The organism is Methanosphaera cuniculi (assembly GCF_003149675.1).
GTDB classification, from domain to species: Archaea; Methanobacteriota; Methanobacteria; order Methanobacteriales; family Methanobacteriaceae; genus Methanosphaera; species Methanosphaera cuniculi.
Map to the genome: position 1 here is coordinate 1 of NZ_LWMS01000033.1, position 1505 is coordinate 1505.

At 26.7% G+C, this 1505-nt stretch carries 3 protein-coding genes; all 3 read left to right on the forward strand.

Annotation, left to right across the window (positions count from 1 at the left end; genetic code table 11):
- The first annotated feature begins 94 nt into the window (after positions 1-94).
- Complete coding sequence (locus tag MSCUN_RS05510) at positions 95-583, forward strand: hypothetical protein (RefSeq protein ID WP_143744857.1); 489 nt, start codon at positions 95-97, stop codon at positions 581-583.
- A gap of 13 nt (positions 584-596) precedes the next feature.
- Positions 597-863 (forward strand): hypothetical protein, encoded by a 267-nt coding sequence (locus MSCUN_RS05515; RefSeq protein ID WP_095608549.1) that lies wholly within the window; start codon positions 597-599, stop codon positions 861-863.
- A 455-nt stretch (positions 864-1318) separates the two neighbouring features.
- On the forward strand, positions 1319-1459 hold the full coding sequence (locus MSCUN_RS08320; RefSeq protein WP_170104064.1) for a hypothetical protein: 141 nt from the start codon (positions 1319-1321) through the stop codon (positions 1457-1459).
- Positions 1460-1505: the final 46 nt, after the last annotated feature.

Genomic DNA, 1505 nt, shown 5'->3' on the forward strand with positions numbered 1-1505 from the left:
TTATTATTATTATTATTATTATTATTATTATTAACACTAATGATAAAAATGTGGATATAACGAAAAAAAAGAAAAGGAAAAAAGAGGATAACAAATGTTGAAACACAACACAACACAACATGCTACATCACCCCCCAATGTGATAAAACCACGTAAACAAAAAAGATACATCATCACAATAACCAAACGCAATAAACACACCACAATAGGATACTACAAAACGCTAAAAGAAGCACAAAAAGTACAACAATACCTAGCACAATACTTCACTGACGAACCATACCAATTAATCATAATATCACCTGTATATGTCAAACCAGATAAAAAACTCCCTATCACACGTTCAAGTATATTCTGCACAAAATCAAACAAAAACAAATATGTAGTACATCAACGCATCAACAAATGTCACTACATATACAGTCAATTCACATCACTAGATGATGCACTATATCACGTTAAATTTCTTAACAAAAATAAATGGGCAATGGCATATGTTCAGAGTCAAACAAGAATAATACCACGTGACACCCACATAGATATTACACCATCAAGTCACAAACTAAATTATGATATAATATAATGGAGGAATATAATTGTATACTAAAGATGAATTATTTAAAAAATATCAAGACGAATTAATAAAAGTATGGCTTAGACAAAAAGTTCACATAGGAGTGTTACTTGATTTTCTATACTTAAATCAATCAACACCTGTAAATGCAACAGACAAACTATTTAAAGATATAATAAACTTGTTTCCCCACTACAATTATAACGAAGTCAAAAGTAAATGTATAGAAATTAAAAAAGATATCTATCAAACAATAACAAACAAAGAAAGAAAAAACAAAAACACATAAAAAAAGGAAAAAGATAGGAGGAATAAAAAATTACAAGAGCAAAACAAAAAATAATAGATCAAAATAATATCAAACAAGTAAAAGCGTATTCCAAAATTCAACAAATAAATAAATGCTCTAATCAAGATTCGTCATTCAGAGTAACAATACCTTCAATCATACGAACAATACCAGGCATAAAAGGAGCAGTATATCTTTACTATGATCAAAAAAAATTTTACATAACTAAAAAACTCACGCTGGAAGAGCAGCAGAAATATATTATAATACAATGCCAGATTAATAACTACATTCACACAATACCCATACCAAAATTACTTTGTAATGAATATAATGTAGACTGTGCAAAGTATACAAATGTAATATTTACATATGATTTCAATACAGAAAAAGTATATTTCGAACTGTGCTAAAAAAAGAAGAAATAATGAATAATATGGGGGAGGTAATAAACATTGAATAGATTTGAAGATGAACTACAATACCTTACATATCAACTTCAGCTAATGAATAAAGAGAAAGATAAAGAAAAAGAATTATATAAATACTTGGTAAATAAGAGAACAATTTTACTAAATGAATTAGTGAAAGAATGAAAAAGGTATATTTTTAAAACTAAATAATATATAATATAATATATAT